This window comes from Chitinophagaceae bacterium, assembly GCA_007695095.1.
Taxonomy (GTDB): Bacteria; Bacteroidota; Bacteroidia; order Chitinophagales; family REEL01; genus REEL01.
On sequence record REEL01000108.1, the window covers coordinates 1 to 5,301 of the forward strand.

The 5,301-nt window shown below is 33.3% G+C and carries 4 protein-coding genes; 2 read left to right on the forward strand and 2 right to left on the reverse strand.

Going from position 1 to position 5,301, the window contains the following annotated elements; genetic code table 11:
• Positions 1-394: 394 nt before the first annotated feature.
• A complete protein-coding gene (locus EA412_06970; protein TVR79152.1) occupies positions 395-1,582 on the reverse strand; it encodes an ABC transporter permease in 1,188 nt (395 codons plus the stop codon).
• A gap of 2 nt (positions 1,583-1,584) precedes the next feature.
• Positions 1,585-2,226, reverse strand: a complete 642-nt coding sequence (locus EA412_06975; protein ID TVR79153.1) for an ATP-binding cassette domain-containing protein — start codon at positions 2,224-2,226, stop codon at positions 1,585-1,587.
• Between the two features lie 139 nt (positions 2,227-2,365).
• Here EA412_06975 and EA412_06980 point away from each other — a divergent pair, with 139 nt between their 5' ends.
• Both EA412_06980 and EA412_06985 read left to right on the forward strand, forming a co-directional pair.
• Positions 2,366-3,220 carry a hypothetical protein gene (locus tag EA412_06980; GenBank protein TVR79154.1) on the forward strand — a complete coding sequence of 285 codons (855 nt, stop codon included), beginning with the start codon at positions 2,366-2,368 and terminating at the stop codon, positions 3,218-3,220.
• Positions 3,221-3,449: 229 nt separating this feature from the next.
• Positions 3,450-5,231, forward strand: coding sequence for a T9SS C-terminal target domain-containing protein (locus EA412_06985; GenBank protein ID TVR79155.1), 1,782 nt, complete (start codon positions 3,450-3,452; stop codon positions 5,229-5,231).
• Positions 5,232-5,301 lie beyond the last annotated feature (70 nt).

Sequence of the window (5,301 nt, forward strand, 5' to 3'; positions counted from 1 at the left end):
AACAGAAAGAAAATATAAAAAAGGCTGTCTTTTATTAAGGCAGCCTTTTTTTATGTAAGATAAACTCTAATCCGGTAATTTTTCTTAAGTCAACTGCAGTAATTCAATAATTATTTTAAAAATAACTATTGAATATGACAATAAATAAAAAAATATTTAAAGAGAGAGCCCTTTTAAAAAGCATACATATTAATACGTAAAATGCAGTTAAATAAATGTATAGGAGTGTGAAAATAAAAAATATAAAAGAGTAAATTAAAAAACCGGAGTAAAGAAGATTTAAAATAAAGATAAAACTTTTTGTTTTTTCCAAAAAGCTGTATCTTAGAGTGCTTGGTTTTTTAGTTGTGTGTAAGAAATGCAGGTTTATCTTAGTCGGTAGCCTGCATTTTTTTTACGTTGACATTTTAAATATGTTTCTGTTTACACTAATTAAATTTATCAAGACTGCTACAATTAAGAAGATAAAAGAAGCACCTAATACTTCTTTGTTAAGTCCTGCTTTAAATTGAAAACCACCTGCTGACATTAATGTTTCTATAAAAAAGCTTGATAAAAATACCAATATCAAGGAAAGAATAATGGTCGGAACCAAAACAAGCAGAAACTGAAAAGTAATAACTTTATTAAGATATCTTGCGCTATATCCCAGGTCTAGTAGAATTGAGATTTCTTCTTTGGCTCTACTAATGATTAATTGAAAGTTCATTATAAACAAAACTAACGAGAGTATAAGAAAAAGGAGACCAATAGTTCCTGTTATACTCATAATAGCATTGATAATGGCAACTCCGGTTCCACCGCGAAGAGATTCAAGGTTTGTTTCATAATCTTTTTCAGCTAAAAAAGCTTTTAATTCAGGATTTGCCGGGTCATCTGTTGATAATATGATTCTGGATATCTTTGGTTGTTTTCCGCCGGCATATTTTTGATTAGCATATTCAATGAAATTTAGAGGAGCCAAAATTGTTGGGATTCTGTCTGAAAAGCCAACCACTCTGGTTTCATAAACAGCTTCATTTCCATTATAAGGAATAGAAATCTCAAAAGTTATCATTTCAATAGTACCGGGAGCAACTTGTGGCAGTCCCTGACTCAGAGCGATACTGAAATTGTAAAGCCGCATAAATTCACCGGAAACGATTAAGGGAATAAAATTACTTCCTTCTTCCCAGCCCCAGTCATCGGGTTGTATATCTAAAAATTCATCATCAACACCCTCCAAGAAAAAATCTCCCTGAAGCCCAATAGCTTCACCTAACCCGGCAATAACTCTGAATGTATTTGAAGTAAAGGCACCCACATCATCAATAAAATCTTTAGATTTTAATTCTTCAATTTCTGCATCACTAAACACTTTATTTCCTCCTCCAAAAGCACTAAAGAAATCAATTTTTTTATTAATAATTAGGTAGCTGGCACTTTCTTGTGCTTCAATCTGCTCTTTTATAGCCCTTTGAGTTTCTGTAAAAATCTGCAGGCTTGTTAATAAAATAAATAAGCCCAGCAAACTTCCAAGAATAGCAAAAACGAGAGGCAAGCGATTTTGACCTGAGAATAGAATTTTGAAAATTAATTTCATTATTATACATTTAATATTTCATCGTAAGGAAAAAAACTGTCTTGTCCAAGGGCTGCAATTACAAGACCGGCATTATTTTTTTGACAACTTTCAGAAATCATCTTTGCAGCTATGAGGCTATTTTGTTCATCAAGGTGACTAAATGGCTCATCCAGCAACATCCAGTTAAATGGTTGGGCAATTGATCTGATGATAGCAACTCGTTGTCTTTCACCAAAAGAAAGTAGTCCGCATTTTTTATTTAACAAGCCATCAATTCCAAGTTCTTCAGCTTTTTGTTTAATTTCATTAGAGCTGAAATAGTCTGTGAGTTTATTTTTGAGATAGATGTTCTCATAAGCAGTTTGATTTTGAAATAACCTTAAATCCTGAAAAACAGAACTTAAATGATTACTTCTCAATTTTGCCCAATCCATCGCTTTAAATTTTCGAATATCCTTGCCATCAAGTAATACCTGGCCGGTATAGTCGTTTCTCTTACCGTATATAATATTCAAAAATGTTGATTTTCCTTTACCTGATGCTGCTACAACAGCATATTTTAGAGGAGGACTTAGACTAATTATTTTATTCCATAATGTTGTTTCCGGTTTTTGGAGTTCTTTTAAAGGCTCCGGCATTAAATTTTTGATTTCTATTTGCATTATGAATTCAGGGGATTTAAAACTGTGAAATATATTATATTGATGCTAAAATAGTGTAAGTATGCAAATACTTTCTAAAAAGATTTTATTTTTACAATTCTTACTTAAATTTTATTTTAACTTAAATTTATATCCAAACATGAAAAAGCAAACCTTTATTTTTGTGTTAAGCTTATTTTTATTGAATTTTAATTTTTCAGGCTCCGTTTCCGGTGTAAATCCTGCAGAGTTAAGCACCGGCATTATACCTTCAGCCTTACCTGAGAAGAATGTCTCTGAAAGATGGTTATCAGATTTCCAGATCGATGGTCAGCGGCAAAAAGCATTTTATGTGAAAAGAGATCCGGAGGAAGTAAAAGCTTATTATGAAGACTTACATTCTTCTGCATCACGTGATGGCGACAATATTTGGAAAATTGAAGTGATGAGCAGAAGAGATGTAACTGAATTTACTTCCGGTAGAGATGTTAGCGCAGAAGCCGCCAATGTGAGAGTATATTCTGCTGCACCCAGAGAAAATCCTTTTGTTGCAAGAGCATTTGTAGAATTGGAGAATAGTTATTTGTCCAGATTTAGTAATTTGTCAACTCGTGAAAAGTCCAGACGTAAGAATGATGAAGAACTACAGTCTGTGCTCAGACAATATGAGTTTCTTAAAAGAGCTTTTTTTCCCCGCACTTCTCAAAAAAGAACTTTAAATGACGGAACTGAAGTTTTCAAAGGACTTGAAGAAGTTTTATTTGAACGCTTTTTTGCTGATAGTGACCAGATTCGTGCTATGAGACTTCAGGAGTATCTGGACCAGTACGCTAATTTGATTGTGGAAGGTAAACTGGAAGAGGCGGCATCTGTAAGTGAAAGAATAGATGCATTATCAAAAACAGCGTCCAACTCTACAGATATGTGGAATCATGCAATTAACTATCTTGAAGAGTTAAGAAAACTTGCTTACAGGACTTTGTTGGTTATTGACAGACATCCATCTGAGTGGTAGTTTATCTGTGAAGATTGAACGGTTCTGAGATTAAGAGTAATATTATTAAATTATAATGTGTAACAACATCTACAGATTGTAAATGTTTTTGTACAATTAGCTGTATTTATAAAAATTATATATAAATCAAAATGCTGAGGTACAGTATAGTTAAGTCTCTTTCGTTTAAAGTTTAACTTGGCACGTTTTTCCTACTTTAAAAATTATTATTAATCTAAAAAAACAAAATATGAAAAGATTTAAATTACACATTTTAAGCACGATGCTAACAGCATTGTTTTTTTTAGCCCTTCAAAATGCAAAGGCAACAACCTTTACGGCGGTAGCTTCAGGGGACTGGACAAGTACCGCTACCTGGGGTGGCACTGCTCCGGATATTAATGCTACAGATGTTAATGTAATTATTCCTGTTGGAATTAATGTTACGCTAGATAATCATATTAGTATTAGTGGGTCATCATCAAGTTTAGAAGTTTTAGGTGAGGTTTCGGCAGCAACCAACTCATCTCTGACAATAATTGATGGCAGTTTAACCGGTCAGGGGCAATTAAATATTAAGGAATTAGCTTTGGAAGGTTCAGCAACAGTATTACTGGCCGGGATTATCAATACCGATGTTTTTGTAAATAATGTCAGTAACTTGTCAATTATTTCTAACCTTAATGTAAATCATGAGATAAGGCTGGAATCAGGTACCTTTAGCTTAGACCTCGGTGGAGCTTTGTTGTTTGGAAATGATGTTACAATTAACTTTGCAGGTGGAGATTTTGTTGTTAATAATGGTACACTTACTATTGTAGCACCTTACAATGTTATTTACTCTCACGATGCAAACTTTGTTGCGGGTGCTGAGTTAACTAGTCCAAACCTGAAAGATCTTACCATAGATATTTCGTCGGGAAACACTCTTACCTTAAGCAACAATGTTTTTGTAAACGGTACATTAACTTTAGAAAGTGGTACTTTAGACTTGAATGACTATTATTTCAGTGTTTTTGGAACAATTGATGCTTCAGCTTCATCTGAAATACATTCTTCTGCTGAGGCAAATATTAATTTAGATTTACAAACAGAACCTTCAGGTTCGTTAAACTTTAGTTCAGACGGAAATCATGTAAATGATTTTATGATTAACATAGCAGACACCGGATATATTATAATCAGTTCAGCATTAACTGTTAATGGATCTCTTACTTTTGGCGGGTTCGGTAGCATCATGATTTCTGATTCAGATTTAATGGTATCACATTCAGACAGTATTTCAGGATATGGTCATTTGGCCTATGTTATGACGTCAGGAGATGGATATTTTGGAGCGTATGTTGATGCAGGTGCATCGGCCTCAGCTCATTTTCCGGTAGGAACTGAATTTCATTACAGCCCGGCAAATATTGAGTTGAACTCCGGTTCTTCAAGTGGGAATGTCATGGTCAATGTTTATGGAAATGTTAGGGTAGATGGGTATTCCGGTATCAGTGTATCAGATCATCAAAGTGTGGTAAATGCTACCTGGTATGTTAGTAGTGATGTTTCCGCTAATCTTGACATGAATTTAGAGTTATTTTGGAATGCAGATATGGAAGTGAATAATTTTAACAATTCAGCCGCATATGTGAGCCATTATACAGAGGGTAGCTGGGATGTTGTTGCAACTGCAGAAGCAAATGTTGAAGCAGATGGTATGTTAAGTCTTAAAAGAGAGAACATTACTTCTTTAAGTCCTTTTGGTGTGTTTGATGAAGATGCTGCTGTATCAGTTTCTGAAGTAGCTGATTTTCAATTTGAATTGTTTCCAAATCCTTCAAATGGAATTGTATACATACAAGGATTAGATTATCAAGAGGAAGGATATCAAATAAGTATTTATGATGCAATTGGCAAAAGAGTAGAAAACTTTACTTTTGATAATAACCAAATCGAATTAGATTTAAGTCATCTTAAATCAGGAATTTACTTCATAAATATTTACAATAAGAATGTTAAATCTGTTAATAAGGTGACATTGTTCTAAACATTTTTTATATAGCTATTTAGTGTAGATACTATTGCAATAATTTTAATTGAATTAATAGATTAAACAA